The sequence below is a fragment of the uncultured Ellagibacter sp. genome, assembly GCF_934617235.1.
In the GTDB taxonomy this organism is placed as follows: Bacteria; Actinomycetota; Coriobacteriia; order Coriobacteriales; family Eggerthellaceae; genus Ellagibacter.
On the sequence record NZ_CAKTTZ010000056.1, the window covers coordinates 1 to 13,794 of the forward strand.

General features: G+C 61.4%; 14 protein-coding genes. 3 read left to right on the plus strand and 11 right to left on the minus strand.

Annotated elements, in window-relative coordinates; all coding sequences use genetic code 11:
* Nucleotides 1–324: 324 nt before the first annotated feature.
* On the minus strand, nucleotides 325–1,047 hold the full coding sequence (locus Q0G85_RS09345; RefSeq protein ID WP_297157191.1) for a cyclopropane-fatty-acyl-phospholipid synthase family protein: 723 nt from the start codon (nucleotides 1,045–1,047) through the stop codon (nucleotides 325–327).
* A gap of 357 nt (nucleotides 1,048–1,404) precedes the next feature.
* On the opposite strand from Q0G85_RS09345, the gene Q0G85_RS09350 reads away from it, so the two are divergent.
* Nucleotides 1,405–2,358 carry a tRNA-dihydrouridine synthase gene (locus Q0G85_RS09350; protein ID WP_297157194.1) on the plus strand — a complete coding sequence of 318 codons (954 nt, stop codon included), beginning with the start codon at nucleotides 1,405–1,407 and terminating at the stop codon, nucleotides 2,356–2,358.
* 121 nt (nucleotides 2,359–2,479) lie between these two features.
* Here Q0G85_RS09350 and Q0G85_RS09355 read toward each other — a convergent pair whose 3' ends face one another.
* The 4 genes from Q0G85_RS09355 to Q0G85_RS09370 form a co-directional block, all read right to left on the minus strand.
* Nucleotides 2,480–3,232, minus strand: a complete 753-nt coding sequence (locus Q0G85_RS09355; protein WP_297157197.1) for an EFR1 family ferrodoxin — start codon at nucleotides 3,230–3,232, stop codon at nucleotides 2,480–2,482.
* Between the two features lie 165 nt (nucleotides 3,233–3,397).
* The gene (locus Q0G85_RS09360) at nucleotides 3,398–3,760 is read right to left on the minus strand and encodes a multidrug efflux SMR transporter (RefSeq protein WP_297157199.1); all 363 of its coding nucleotides are present in this window, start codon (nucleotides 3,758–3,760) and stop codon (nucleotides 3,398–3,400) included.
* Nucleotides 3,761–4,081 (minus strand): multidrug efflux SMR transporter, encoded by a 321-nt coding sequence (locus tag Q0G85_RS09365; RefSeq protein WP_297157202.1) that lies wholly within the window; start codon nucleotides 4,079–4,081, stop codon nucleotides 3,761–3,763.
* A complete protein-coding gene (locus tag Q0G85_RS09370) occupies nucleotides 4,078–4,512 on the minus strand; it encodes a MarR family winged helix-turn-helix transcriptional regulator (RefSeq protein ID WP_297157205.1) in 435 nt (144 codons plus the stop codon). Before Q0G85_RS09370 ends, Q0G85_RS09365 begins: the two co-directional genes overlap by 4 nt.
* A gap of 179 nt (nucleotides 4,513–4,691) precedes the next feature.
* On the opposite strand from Q0G85_RS09370, the gene Q0G85_RS09375 reads away from it, so the two are divergent.
* The gene (locus Q0G85_RS09375; RefSeq protein WP_297157209.1) at nucleotides 4,692–5,531 is read left to right on the plus strand and encodes a hypothetical protein; all 840 of its coding nucleotides are present in this window, start codon (nucleotides 4,692–4,694) and stop codon (nucleotides 5,529–5,531) included.
* Nucleotides 5,532–5,698: 167 nt separating this feature from the next.
* On the opposite strand, the gene Q0G85_RS09380 is transcribed toward Q0G85_RS09375, so the two are convergent.
* Genes Q0G85_RS09380 through Q0G85_RS09390 form a run of 3 tightly spaced genes read right to left on the minus strand, consistent with a single transcriptional unit; the run spans nucleotide 5,699 to nucleotide 9,229 of the window.
* On the minus strand, nucleotides 5,699–7,993 hold the full coding sequence (locus tag Q0G85_RS09380; RefSeq protein WP_297157211.1) for a xanthine dehydrogenase family protein molybdopterin-binding subunit: 2,295 nt from the start codon (nucleotides 7,991–7,993) through the stop codon (nucleotides 5,699–5,701).
* The gene (locus tag Q0G85_RS09385) at nucleotides 7,986–8,459 is read right to left on the minus strand and encodes a (2Fe-2S)-binding protein (RefSeq protein ID WP_297157214.1); all 474 of its coding nucleotides are present in this window, start codon (nucleotides 8,457–8,459) and stop codon (nucleotides 7,986–7,988) included. The genes Q0G85_RS09380 and Q0G85_RS09385 overlap by 8 nt, the downstream gene beginning before the upstream one ends.
* Nucleotides 8,459–9,229 carry a xanthine dehydrogenase family protein subunit M gene (locus tag Q0G85_RS09390; protein ID WP_297157217.1) on the minus strand — a complete coding sequence of 257 codons (771 nt, stop codon included), beginning with the start codon at nucleotides 9,227–9,229 and terminating at the stop codon, nucleotides 8,459–8,461. The genes Q0G85_RS09385 and Q0G85_RS09390 overlap by 1 nt, the downstream gene beginning before the upstream one ends.
* Nucleotides 9,230–9,390: 161 nt before the next feature.
* Between Q0G85_RS09390 and Q0G85_RS09395 the strand changes: the two genes are divergently transcribed.
* Complete coding sequence (locus Q0G85_RS09395; protein WP_297157221.1) at nucleotides 9,391–9,975, plus strand: NTP transferase domain-containing protein; 585 nt, start codon at nucleotides 9,391–9,393, stop codon at nucleotides 9,973–9,975.
* Between the two features lie 74 nt (nucleotides 9,976–10,049).
* Here Q0G85_RS09395 and Q0G85_RS09400 read toward each other — a convergent pair whose 3' ends face one another.
* The 3 genes from Q0G85_RS09400 to hydG all read right to left on the minus strand — a co-directional run.
* Nucleotides 10,050–11,555 (minus strand): uracil-xanthine permease family protein, encoded by a 1,506-nt coding sequence (locus tag Q0G85_RS09400; RefSeq protein ID WP_297157225.1) that lies wholly within the window; start codon nucleotides 11,553–11,555, stop codon nucleotides 10,050–10,052.
* A 122-nt stretch (nucleotides 11,556–11,677) separates the two neighbouring features.
* Nucleotides 11,678–12,958: a [FeFe] hydrogenase H-cluster maturation GTPase HydF gene (gene hydF / locus Q0G85_RS09405; RefSeq protein WP_297157228.1), complete on the minus strand. Its 1,281-nt coding sequence runs from the start codon at nucleotides 12,956–12,958 to the stop codon at nucleotides 11,678–11,680.
* A 61-nt stretch (nucleotides 12,959–13,019) separates the two neighbouring features.
* The coding region (gene hydG, locus Q0G85_RS09410; protein ID WP_297157232.1) for a [FeFe] hydrogenase H-cluster radical SAM maturase HydG at nucleotides 13,020–13,794 on the minus strand (775 nt) is incomplete at its 5' end.

Here is a 13,794-nt window from a genome sequence, read left to right on the forward strand (position 1 = left end):
CCCCATGATAGGGGGAGCCTGCTTTTCGGGAGGGCCGCCGATGGGACACCCATGTCAACGGTGGTTTAACATAGAGGCCCAGTGGAGGCTCGATAGACGAAACCACGCAGCGAACAACCGGAGGGAAGCACGAGAGGGCGCATCTTTGCAGCAAGCACGGTGGACCAGCGAGCAATCGGGCAGACAGGCCGCGGCGGAAGAGCGGGGGCGTGGGCGGAAGAGCGGGGGCACGCCAACGGGAGCGCGTGGGCGGGCAAGCCCACAGAGCCGCGCGAGAGGGCGGTGGGCAACTTCCACCCGCCGCCCCACTTTCAACCGTCGAGCCTAGTCCTTCACGAGCGTGACCGCAATGGTGTTCAAGTACTCGAGTGCGCCCGCCTCGACGGCAGCACGATCACCTTGAGCATACTCGTTATCGCAGGCAATCCAGTCTGCCCACGCCTCACGCGTGCACGTCATCTGGTGCATATCCTCGATAGAAACCCTGCTCGTTTGGCCAATCATATTTCGCCACCAGGCCATATCGTGCATGTATTCAAGCTGCTCGGGATCCCAAGAGGCAAGCAAACATGCCAGCAGCGCATCGTGGCAGTCGCGCACCATGCCGGGGATGGAAAGGTAAATCCTTCCGCCAGACTTCACATACGGAAGAAGCCTCTCCCCCAGGTAGCGCGAATCGCGCCCAAAATAATGATACGAGTCGATACTTACCACGGCATCGAAGAAGTCCTGGTCGAAAGGCAGCCCTTCCGCGGCATTGGCCTTCACAGGATGAATGCGATCGCCCGGTACGCCCATTTCTCGAAAGAACGCACAATTCTCATCGGGGTCGCTCCACAGGTCGACGGCGTAAACATCGAGCCCATATTCGCGCGCAAGCATCACGCTCGTAATGCCCGTGCCGGACCCGAGGTCGCACACGCGCGACCCTTTCGCGATATTCGCGCCATGAAGAAGCTCCTCGCAGAGCTTAAGCGGATTGGGACCCATAATCTTGGATCGAACCAGGTTGATGTCGAAGCTGTCCGCTTTTGGGAAGTTATTCATTGTTACTCCTGTTCGCTGAGTTGATGGTGAAAACAGGCGCGGAACGGTGCAAAAGCACACGGCCTCGATGCGGCCTTTTCAGAAGTGCTATGCGATTAACCGTTCCCTAAAGAACAATGACCAAAAAGACATCCCCTAAGATGTGTTTACGCGGAACACGATTGCCCCGTCGAACAGAGTATACAACCGAGCACAGTCGAACGACAACTGGTCCAGGCAGATCAAGCGAACGACGGCCCAACTAGCGGACTGTCCGAACAATGATGCCGTCAGCGGGTAATCCTGCGATAATGGAATCATCAGCCCGTTCAAGAGACGCCATCACCAGAAGAATGCTCAGATGAAGAAGGAGACGAGATGCTGTTATCGCTTGCTCCTATGGAGGGAATCACCGGATATGCGTTTCGCCGCGTACACGCGGAAGTCTTCGGTGCGCTCGACCGCTACTACACACCCTTCATCTCGCCGCTCCCTAAGGTGGGAGCGCCATTCAGCAAGCGCAACAGCCGCGAGCTCGACCCCGCGAATAACCAGGGCCTCAACGTCGTGCCCCAGCTTTTGACCAACGATGCCGACCGGTTCATCTGGGCGGCTGGGCTTCTTGCTGACATGGGATATAGGGAAGTCAACCTCAACCTCGGCTGCCCCTCGGGGACAGTGGTTGCCAAGGAGAAGGGCTCCGGCCTTTTGCGCAACCTGCCCAGGCTCGAGGCGTTTCTTGCCGACGTGTGCGGGCGCTCGCCTTTGCCGGTCTCGGTCAAGACGCGCATCGGAATCGCGAACGACGACGAGTACGACGAGCTCCTTGCGCTGTTCTGCCGCTGCGGAATCGCCGAGCTCATCGTGCATCCCCGCGTGCAGAAGGACTTCTACGACGGCGCCCCGCGCCAGGAACTGTACGGCAAGACGCTCGAGCGCGCACCGTTTCCCGTGGCCTATAACGGGGACACCTTCACGCTGGACGACTTCAATACGCTGGTCGCAGCCTACCCGCAGACGCGTCACGTCATAATCGGCCGAGGCCTCCTGGCCAACCCTGCGCTCGCGCGCGAGATCCGTGGCGGTGGGGGTTTGACGTGCGAGGAACTCAAGCGCTTCCATGACAAGCTTTACGAGTCCTACGCCAACGATATGGGCGGCAACGCAGTGTTCCGCATGAAGGAGTGGTGGTCCTACGCCGAGCACGCATTCGCCGACCCGTCCTCGGTCCACCGCATCATGAGAAAGACCCGCCAAACCGATGAGTACGAAGCCGCCGCGCGCAAAATCTTCTCCACCGAGAAGCTCGCCGGCTCTCCGCGATTCAGCTGACGCCAGGCGAAAAAAGTCGGCGGGCAAACAAAACGAGGCGCCCAAAACCCCATGCGCGCAAAACGGACGCGGGCAATCCTTCGCCCCGCAGACGACACGCTAACCGAAATCAGCGAGATTCCTAAATATTTGGGTGTACGTACTGGCCGTGGCGCTTCGTTCGGCTTCCGTACTGGATGGAGAACTTCGGGCAATGGTGCAGGCAAGCGAGGCACATCACGCACCGTTCCTTCACCCAAACGGGCTTTTTATCGCGAATCTCTATGGCGGAGGCGGGACATTTCCTCGCGCAGAACCCGCAGCCAACGCAGGAGTCTTCAACAGTAAAATGGCTGGTCTTGCGCATAGAATCGTACTCTAACGCATAGAACAGCTTCGCCGCGAGCACAGGGACCTTGCGTCGCATGAAGTCCCCGATTGCCCGGCTTTCCACCCCCTCGACCAAGAAGTCAATTTCCCGCTCCGCGTCCTGGTTAATGCGGTCGACTTTCTCCTTGTCGCTCAAGTCGAAAATGGGCGTCCAGGTGTCCGGCATCTTCACGCCGAAGTACGCATCGAAGACAAGACCCTTCTCCTCCATGATCTTGTTGGCGAACCTCCCAGGCTGACCTGGCGTGCTTCCATAGGTGGCGGCATACCACAGGAAGTTCGGCTTCCCGTCCAGTGACAGCTCGTTCAGAAAATCCCGCACAATACTGGGCAGCCCCCAGGCGTACGCAGGGCTGACGATGCCAACGGGGCAGCCGTCTGCGGCGAAATGAAATCGCTGCTCTTTGACACACTCGGCAATCGAAATCGCATCCTCCCCTGTCACTGCAGCAACGCGCTGTGCGACATATTTCGAATTGCCCGTAGCGGAAAAGTAGAAAATCACGGCACTCCCCTCGTTGAAGCTCTGCGACGGCAATTATCGCAGCATTCTTCAAGGATTGTCCCGACGCGTCGGAAAAGACATGTCTACCGAGCTTCAATTCTCGCGATATCCCATGCGCGAACCCCGGCGATTGTCTAGAAAAGACCCGCAGACAAAGGCGCTCTTCTAGCCTCGCGCGTGGGCGAGCTCGGCCTCTTCGGCTTCTTGCGTCCCTTTGCTGAGCAGCGCGATGCCGGCAACGACCGCTATCATGCCGATGCCAACGACGACGGAGAAGGGGTCGTCCCAGAAGATGATGCCGATGAGCGTCGTCAAAAACGTGCCGACGCCGCCCCAGATGCCATACGCCATTCCCAGGCTTAGGTCCTTGAGCGCGAGCGTCAGCATCGCAAACGACAAGATGTAGCACACGGCAGTCACGATGCCGAACGCAGGCTGGGTGAAACCTTCCGATAGCTTCATGAACGTGGTACCAAGTACCTCGGACACAACAGCAACCGACAAAAGCAGAATCGGGTTCCTTTTCACTTACATCGCCCCCAAACGCAGGCACGCCACGCCGAAAATGATGAGCGCGATGCCCGCGACCTTCTTCGCGTTGAACTTCTCTTTCCAGATGATGCGGCTCACCACGGCGGTCAGCGCCACGGCAGCGCTCGTCCAGACTGCATACGCCAAGCCCAGCGGCAAATCGGCGAAGACGTGGGAGAGCGCGTAGAACGACACGGCGTAGCCAACCACGATGCCGATAATAGGAACCTTACGTTTGAAGCCTTCGGAGAGCTTCATGCACGTATCGCCGAACACCTCGAAGAGCACCGACAGTCCCAAAAGCGCATAGGGGCTCATCGCTGCACCTCCTCCTGGAAAGTCTTCGCGTACTGTTCGACCACTTTGATGAAGATTCCGATCTCTTCGGCAGTGATCGATTCGGCGGCCTTCACCTCAAGTTCGCGCATTCGCTCGACGGGCTGGCTCCACCACTCGCGACCCTCATCCGTAAGAACCATAATCCGCTCGCGCTTGTCGGTCTCGCTCGGATGCGCGGTCACGAAATCGCGGGCGCCGAGGCGTTTGCAAATGGCGCTGACCGTCTGCTTGCCCATGTCGCACCGCTCGCAAATCGTCCTTTGCGAAAGTCCCTCGTCCTCGTCCCACAAAGCGTCGACGACGTAGAGCTCGCTCGTGTCCACGCCCATCTTCCTTGCAAGCGAACTGTAGGCGAACGAAATGTCGCGCCAGCAGTTCCACATCTCCTTCGAGAATTCCTCAGGTTGCATTTCTCGTCTCCAATCGGATTAGTCCAACTGTTGACCAGTATAGTCCATCTTCGGACTTTTCTCCAAGCCTGAGCGGAAATGCGACAAAACTTCACTCTTCTTTCGCCGTTATACTGTTTCTATCTCAACGGCAACGGCACTACCAGCATGGCCCCGTTCCCAACGAAAGGAGCCCCGTCATGGCAAAAGCGGACAAGGCAGGCCCAAAAGAATTCATTTGCCCAGGTTGCGGAGCCGTCATGAAGAACACGGCCTTCAGCCCCATCACCGAAACCTGCGGAGCGAAGCTCGTGGACGGCTGGCTTTGCAAGGACTGCGCCTCCAAGCTGCGCATTAAGTATCCGGTGTATTACGAGAAGGATAAGAAGTACTTCTACGAGAAAAAGGGCGATAGCTACGTTCGCGTAAAGCCGGAAGACGGCGGGCGGCCTGTTCTCACCGCGGTCAAAAACGAGCTCTTCTACACAGATGAGTACAGCATCATCGACAACAGCACCACCGGCTACACCGATCGCTTGAACTTCGACCCGCTCGCAAAGCTGACTTCCGGCCAGGTGCGAGCTGAGCTGGCAAGCATCGGTTCGTATCGCGAAGAAACGCGGCAGGAATTCGCCGGCGCCAAAAACGCTTTCGAGGTGCTCGAGGTCATGAACATGCCGAAGCTCAAGCCCTTACGAGTCGGCCTTCCGAACATCAAGCGCTACAAGGGCGCGATTGCGGCTGCGGGAATCGTGCGCCTGGGCGTCTTCCGCAAGGGCGACGTGGTTGAGATCCACCATGGAGACGAGACGCTGTCGGCGACGATCCTCACCGCGAGGGAATCGCGCCTCCACCTGAGCCTTTGGCTGTATCCGGCATACGCCTCCGCCTCGGGCAAGTATCCCAAGGAAAGCAACATCGACGGCGGCGACCTCGAATCCGATAGAGCGGGAATCCTCGAAGGGATGCACGCCATAGTGATCTTAAGCCCGCAAGCCGCAGGCATCGCCCCTGGTGACGCCATCACGCTCCGCTCCTAGCGCGAGCGCAAGCGAAACAGCAAGACTTTTCCTGTCAGGTGAGACGGGGGTCGGACGGTTCGCCTCACTGCCTAACGGGAATCAGCCGAGGGCTGGTCGGACGAGTAACGCGGAAGTGGGGCAAATCACCCGACCCCTGTCCCACTTCTGCCCCAAGCCCCGTCCCGCTAGTCCGCGTCCGGCTTCTCCAGCAGGATATGCTCTGGCAGAATCGGCAGCTCGCGATGCCATACGCCCGTCGCCCGGTAGATCGCATGCGCAATCGCGGGAGCCGGCGTGTTGATGACGATCTCGCCGATCGACTTCGCGCCGAAGGGGCCCGTGGGCTCATAGGAATGCTCGAATTCCACGCGGATGTCCCCCACATCGAGGCGCGTGGGCAAACGGTAGGTGAACAGGCTCGACTCGCGGATAGCGCCCCGGGAAGTACGAGTGACGTCCTCCATGAGCGTATGCCCGATGCCCTGCACGATGCCGCCCTCGACCTGGATGCGCGCGAGCGCCGGGTTGATGGGGATGCCGCAGTCGACCACGGCGGCGTAGTCGAGCACCTCGACTATGCCGGTTTCGCGATCGAGCTCGATTTCCGCCATGCCCACCATGAACGGCGGCGGGGACACCGGGGAGGAATGCATCGCGGTGGCTTCTGCCAACTGACAGCTGTTGCACTGGCTTTTCTGGGCGATGTCGGGAAGGGAAACCGTCTCGCCCGTGCTCTCGCGAACCACGCAACCGTCTTCGAAGGCAAGCTCGCTCGCCGCGCACCCGAGAATCTCGGCAGCAATGGAACAGAATCGCTCCTTCAACTGCGCACACGCCTTCTCGACAGCCATGCCCGTGACATACGTCGTCGAAGACGCGTAGGAACCGGAGTCATAGGGAGAAGCATCCGTGTCGGCGCCGAACACCGAGACATCGTCAACCGAGCATTCCATATGCTCGGCAACCATCTGGGCCAGGATGGTGTCGCAACCCGTCCCCATGTCGGCCGCGCCGATGACGAGCATATACGTCCCGTCGTCGTTCAGCCTGACGGTGACCGAACCCGAATCGATGCCGGCGATGCCCGAACCCTGCATCGACATGCCCACGCCCGCAGCGCGAACCTTGCCGTTGCCCATATCGCGCACAGGATACTTCGCTTCCCAGTCGAACATATCGCGGCAGTGGTCCAGGCAGCGGTCGAGCGCACATGCGTTGGCCACCTCGTTAAAATAGGCGGGCATGGTCATTCCCTCGCGCAGCATGTTCTGCTCGCGCAGCCCGACCGGGTCGCGGCGCAGCATCTCGGCGAGCTCGTTCACCGCGGTTTCCACGGCGAACTGGCCCTGCGTCGCCCCGAACCCACGGTACGCGCCCGAAGGCTGCATGTTCGTGTACACCACGTCGGCCGTGAACTTGAACGCCTCCAGAGAACCCGTGTACAGGGGGATGGACTTGTGCCCGGTCAGGCCGACCGTGGCCCAGCCGTGTTCGCCGTACGCTCCCGAGTTCGACAGCGTCGTCACGTCGAGCGCACGGATACGCCCGTCGTCGTTCGCGCCGAGACGGACCTTGATTTCCATCTCGTGGCGCGGAGAACCGCAGGTCTGGGCCTCTTTTCGCGTGAACACGCACATCGCGGGGCGACCCGTCTTCAGCGTGACGAACGCGGGATACACCTCGCACACCGCGGTCTGCTTCGCACCGAAACCGCCGCCGATGCGCGGCTTCTCCACACGAATGCGGCCCTTCGGGATACCCAGCGCGTGGGACAAGATGCGGCGAACGTGGAAGACGATCTGCGTGGATGAGATCACGTGCAGGCGCCCATAGCGGTCCATCTCGGCGTACGTGCGGAAGGTCTCCATCATGGCCTGGTTGAAGGCCTTCGTGTGGTAGGTGCGCTCCAAAACGATATCGCAGTCGGCGAGCACCGCCTCAACGTCGCCGTCGGCGTCAGCGGTCGTGCCCACGAGGTTGCGCTTGTTGTCTCCGCCCAAGTCGCAGAGCATATGCCAGTTGTCCTCGGGGTGCACGAGGGTGGGATTGTCCTTGGCAGCGCGAAAATCCAGCACGGGATCGAGCACGTCGTAGGTCACCTTGATGCGCGAAAGGGCCGCCTCGGCAGCCTTCTCGTTTTCCGCAGCGACGATCGCCACCACGTCGCCCACGTAGCGCACATGGCGGTCGATGATCAGGCGGTCGTAGGGGCTTGTCTCAGGGTAGGTCTGCCCCGCGTTGCTGAAGCGCTCCCCCGGCACGTCTTCCCAGGTGTACACGTCAATCACGCCAGCGACCTTCTTCGCCTTCGACGTGTCGATGTCCTCCACGATGGCGTTGGCATGAGGGCTCCGCAAAAGCTTCACCACAAGCGCGTCGGGCGCGATGTCCTCGGTGAACACAGGCTTGCCCAAAAGAAGCTGCAGCGAGTCCTTCTTGCGGACGGACTTGCCGACCGATTGGTAGTCGGGTCTATTCACGTGAGCCCCCTTCCGCGTTTCTGCTGGTGAGGAAGTTGCGAATGCCGCGCAGCTGGCCCACGTACCCCGAGCAGCGGCACAGGTTGCCGGAAAGGTATGCGAGGATCTCCTCGTCGGTGGGGTCGGGGTTCTCACGCAAAAGCGCAATCGTGTTCATCACGAAACCCGGGTTGCAGAAACCGCACTGCTCAGCGCCCTGGTCAGCGATGAAGCCCACGAATTCGGACGCTTCGTCCTGCAGCCCCTCGAGGGTCTGCACGCTGTGGCCGTTGGCGCGGGCTGCCAGCGTGGAGCAGGACAACACCGGCTTGCCATCCAAGAGCACTGTGCACAAACCGCAAGCCGACGTCTCGCAGCCGCGCTTCACACTTAAGCAACCGTGCGCGCGGACGAAGTCGATGAGCAGCATATCGGCCGAGATGTCGTCGGACACCGCCTTGCCGTTCAGCTTGATCGTAATCTCCATTACCGCACCTCCCCCAATGCCAGCAGGGTGCGACGCACAAGCACTGGCACCAGCGCGCGGCGATACTCCGCAGAACCCCACATATTTCCAGAAACGGAGACGACACCCGCCGCATAATCGGCGAACGCAGCAGCACTTTCCTCGGTGATGCCACCGGCGAGAATGCCCCGCTCATCGCGAAGGAGCATCGCGCGCGCCGGGCGCGATCCCACGACGAGGCGATATTCGTCCCCCACCTTGGCCGCCGCGCAGTTGAGCGTAGGCAGGTCGGTCCGCTGCTTGCGCACCACCTGATAGGCGAAGGTGCCGGGGCGCTTCTTGACGATCAGACGGACGAGGATGTCGTTGTCGTAGGGCATGCGCGCAAACTCCTCCAAGGGCACAACACCGCCCTTGAAAAGCTCGACGTAGCTGTCCATGGCCAAAAAAATCGCAACGACGTCGGAAAAGCCCATGCGACGCCACAGGCTTCCACCCAGCGTGGCACCGTTGCGAAACTGCACGCCCACGATGTCGCGCAGTGCGTCTTCCACCGCTCCACAGGAATAAACGCCCAGGCCAGGATGCTTTTCCATCTGACGCAAGGTTACCATGGCGCCGATGCGGAACTCGTCTTCGGTCTCCTCGATCGCATCCAAACCCAGATCGCAAAGGTCGATGGCCGTGTTGAAGGAATGCGTGCCCATCTTCAACCACATCATGCCCGCAACCACGCGGTTGCGCTTCTTTTGATTGAGCTCCCAAGCCTCTTCCAGGCTTTGAGGGCGCACGTATTTTTGGAAGGTAATAATGTCACTCGCCCCATTATTTGAGGTTTACATAGTCTTCGCTATTATACTGTGGCGCAGGGGACATCCCCGAAAACACACCTGACCAACCATCGAATTTGCAGAGGCGCCCCATCATGACCCACCCCGCCCGAGGATCGCAGATGAACCACGGATGCATCATCATGGCATCGGGTCTGGGCACCCGCTTTGGGGGAAACAAGCTCATGACCGAGCTTTGCGGTGTGCCGCTTATCCAACACGTGTTGCGAGCAACCGACGACCTGTTCGCCAGACGCGTCGTGGTCACGCGGCACTCGGACGTGGCGCACCTGTGCGATGAGCTGGGAATCGAGGTCATTCTGCACAGCGAACCGAGGCGAAACGACACCGTGCGCTTGGGGATGGAGAAGATGACGGGCTGCGACACGGTCATGTTCGTTCAGGGAGACCAGCCGCTCATCGGCGCGAACAGCCTCACATCGCTCCTTCGCGGCGCTGAGCGCTGCCCCGCGTGCATCTGGCGCGCAAGCTTTGAAGGCACGCCGGGCGCTCCCGTGCTCTTCCCCGCATGGACGTTCGATGAGCTGCGCTCGCTTCCCCCTGGCAAGGGCGGCGGCGTGGTGGCCAAAGCCCACAAGGAGCGCGTGCGAACCGTTGAGGTTTCCAGCAAATGGGAGCTCTTCGATGTGGATACCCCCGACGACCTGCGAATTCTTCAGGAACATCTCGCAAGCGAAATCAGATAGGGACCAAAAAAGGCGCCTCGCGGAATCACTCCGCGAAGCGCCTTTCGCGCGTGCGTTGCTCCTGCGGTCGACCGCTAAGCGTTCGCATCCGTTTTCGGGACAATCTCCTTGTCCTTGGGAAGCACGATGTTCAAGACGATGGCAACCGCCGCCGCGGCGACAATGCCGGAACCGCCGAAGATCAGGTTCACCATCTCGGGAGCGCTGGCGAGCACTGCGGGATTCGCGCCGATGCCGTAGCCCAAGCCGAGCGCCACGGACACGATGCTCAGGTTGCGCGGGGTCAAAGGCTCGCGCGTGATCAGCTGAATGCCGCTCATCACGATGGACGCGAACATGATGACGGCCGCGCCGCCCAAAACGGACTGCGGCATGATGGAGACCACCGCGCCCAGCTTCGGACACAAACCGCACAAGATCAGGAAGATCGCGCCGCACGAAAGCGCCTTGCGGTTGGTCATCTTGGTCATGGTGACCAGGCCCACGTTCTGGCTGAACGACGTGTTCGGAAGCACGCCGAAGAGCGCCGCGAAAGACGAGCCCAGGCCGTCGCAGACGACGCCGCCGGAGAGCTCCTTGTCAGTGGCCTCGCGGTTCATGCCGCCCTGGGTGACGCCAGAGATGTCGCCCACGGTCTCCACCGCCGTGACGACGAACATCACCAGCACGGGCGCTATGGCGCGCATGTCGAACACGGGCGTCACGGGAAGCAGCTCGGGGATGGCAAACCACGATGCGGCGGCGACTTTATCCCAGTTCAGGACCCATGCCTTGGTGTACTCTACGCCGTCGGCGGTGACGCCCGTCGTCGGCAGGACGAGACCCATGACACCCGCGACGACATAACCCACGATGATGCCGACTAAAATGGACGAGGCGCTCACAAACCCGGTCGTGCCGTGCTTGACCGCCAGGATGACGATGAGCACGATGAGCGCCAGGCAGAAATTCTCGAAGGACCCGAAATCGGGGGCGCTGTTGCCGCCGCCAAAGGCGTTCACGCCGACGCTGATGAGGCTCAAGCCGATGGAAAGCACGACGGTGCCCGTGACCACGGCGGGGAAGAACCTGCGCAGCGGCTTTAGGAAAAAGCCGAGCACGCCCTCGAACAGGCCACCGATGATCGACGCGCCCATGATGGCGCCGTAGGCCACAAGCCCACCGCCCATCGAAGCCGCAACGGAGTTGAACACGCCGATGAAGCCCGAGGACGTGCCCATGATGATAGGCACCTTACCGCCGATGGGGCCGATCGCGAACAGCTGTACCAGCGTGACAACGCCTGCGATCCACATGGCGTTCTGCAGCAGCGCCAGCTGGACATCGGCGAACTCGGCTCCCGCCAGGCCGCACGCGCCCGTCACGATCAAAAGCGGCGTCAAATTGCCCACGAACATGGCTAGGACATGCTGCAATCCCAGGGGTATCGCCTGAGCGAGGGGCATGTCGCCCTCGAACGAGAAGACGCCGAGCGACCTCGCGCTGCCGGACGTCTCTCCCGAAGAAGCGGCCGCGGGCTTCTCTCCCGAAGCTTCAGGCGCCTGAGCCTCCGAAGCCGCCTCCTGTTTTTCCTCCACCATCTGCATCCCTCTCTAAAAGGACAGTAAAGTGAAAAAATAACACCGCCGGGCGCGCATTTGAAGAAGCATCGGGGAATTTTCCACGTAGGGTCTTAAATTCCGCCCCTTGATTCGGGACCGCATCACATAAGCGGCCGCAAGCTGCGCTCCAAGATGCCGTGCACGCAGGCGATTGCCGCGCCGTAGTTCACCATAGGCGTGCCGCTTTTCGCCGCCACGCTCTGGCGCCAGTGCATTTCCTTCTCGTTGAGCATGCACCCGCCGCAGTGGACCACCACGTCGTAGTCGCTCACGTCGTCGGGGAACTCGCGCCCCTGCGTGAACTCGAATGTCGGGTTCGCACCGCAGTGGCCGCGAATCCACGCAGGCATCTTCACCGTGCCGATGTCCTCGCACTGCCGATGATGCGTGCAGCCCTCCGAGATGAGCACACGGCTTTCGTCGGTGAGCGCGCTAAGCGCCGCCGCGCCTTCCACAAGCATGCGCAGATCGCCCTTATATCGCGCCATGAGAAGGGAAAACGACGTGAGCGGCGTCGTCTCCGGAACGACGCGCGCAACCTTTTGGAACACTTGCGAGTCGGTGATCACGAGGCGAATATCGCGCACTGCCGCTAAAAGGTCGGCGAGCTCTTCGGGCTGGCAGACGAGAGCGCTCGCATGGGCGTCGAGAACGTCGCGCAGCACGAGCTGTTGCGGCAAGATGATGCGGCCCTTCGGCGCCGACGAGTCGATGGGCACGACGAGCACCACCTTGTCGCCCGGCGAGAGCAGGTCGGCCACAACGCGGCGCTCATGCGTGGCCAATCCACCCACGTGCGCGAGGACCTCCTTCAACTCGTTTACACCCGCGCCCGTGCGCGCGCTTGCGAGCACCTCTGCACGAACTGGGGAAACAGGGGCGGGGGCAGCATCGGGGGCGGCGACGACCTGGGGGGTGGGAGCGGCAGCGCCCGATGCGGCTCCCCCGATAGAGCCATCTGAACCCGCAGCCGCCTCTTCCCCAGGCAGAAGGTCGGCCTTGTTACGCACCACGACAAAGGGCAGCCCGAGCTCCTCGAACAGGGAGATAAGCTCACGCTCGGCGGCGACCAGCGCGCGCGTGGCGTCGGTCACGAGCACCGCCACATCGCAGCTGCGCAAGGTCTCGCGCGTGCGCTCGACTCGGCGCGCGCCCAACTCCCCAACGTCATCGATGCCGGGAGTGTCCACGATGTCGACCGGCCCGAGCGGCAGAAGCTCCATGGCCTTGCGCACCGGGTCGGTCGTGGTGCCAGCGACGTCGCTCACGAGCGCCACCTGCTGCCCGCACACCGCGTTCACCAGGCTCGACTTCCCCACATTGCGCACCCCGAAGAAACCGATTCGCACGCGCTCGCCTGAAGGCGTCTCATTCAAACCCATGTCGAAGCCGTCCTTTCGCCTTACCGTCGCAGCGCGCCTTCCGCACCGCGCGAAAACCTCGCTAGAACCTCAAATCGCGCTCGCCCTTGTGCACGATCGCGGAAATCGCCTCAGCGCACTGGCGGCGGCGCTTCTCGTCCTCGACCTTCTGCAGCTCGCGCTCGATGAGCGCAAAGCCCTTTTGGGAGGTATCGGGCTTGGCATAATCGGTCAGGTACTCCGCAAGCGTGACGAGCGCGTTGGGGTGGCAGTAATTCAAGATCTGCCCGCTTTTGCAGAAGCTCATAAAGCGGTCGCCCGTGCGCCCCGCGCGGTAGCACGCCGTGCAGAAGCTGGGCACATGCTCCTGGTCGATCAGCCACGAGACCACGTCGTCGAGCGTGCGCTGGTCGCTCACGTCGAACTGCTCGGTGTCGTGCGGACGCGCCTGCTCGGTGTAGCCGCCCACGCTCGTGCGGCTCCCACCCGAGATCTGGCTGATGCCGTAGCGCAGCGCGCGCTCCCGCACCGCCTGGCTCTCGCGCGTGGAGATGATCATGCCCGTGTAGGGCACGGTAATGCGGATGAGCGCGATGATCTTCTCGAACATCTCGTCGGGAATGCCGTTGTCGAACACGTCGGGATCGATGTCCATGGCGGGCTTCACGCGCGGCACGCTGATAGTGTGCGGGCCCACGCCGTGCACGGCTTCCAGGTGCTCCGCATGCATGATAAGGCCCGCGAACTCGTAACGGTAGCTCTCGAGCCCGAACAGCACGCCCAAGCCCACGTCGTCGATGCCACCCTCCATCGCGCGATCCATCGCCTCGGTGTGCCAGTTGTAATCGCTCTTCGGC